The 212-nt window shown below is 77.8% G+C and carries 1 protein-coding gene; it reads left to right on the top strand.

What is annotated here, in order from left to right:
- On the top strand, nucleotides 1-212 hold a 212-nt coding region (locus tag IJ15_RS25060), incomplete at both ends, for a hypothetical protein (protein ID WP_037136097.1).

Genomic DNA, 212 nt, shown 5'->3' on the forward strand with positions numbered 1-212 from the left:
GCGCGCTCGAGGCCGGGGCATTGCCCGGCCTGCTGCCCGGTGGTCGGCCGGTCGCCGACACCGAGGCCCGACGTCGGGTCGCCGCCGTGTGGGGCGGCGCAGAACTCCCGGCCGCACCCGGCCGCGACACCGCCGCCATCCTCGCCGCCGCCGCATCCGGTGACCTCGGGGGGCTGCTGGTCGGTGGCGTCGAACTCGACGATCTGCCCGAT

It is taken from the genome of Prescottella defluvii (genome assembly GCF_000738775.1).
Classification (GTDB): domain Bacteria; phylum Actinomycetota; class Actinomycetes; order Mycobacteriales; family Mycobacteriaceae; genus Prescottella; species Prescottella defluvii.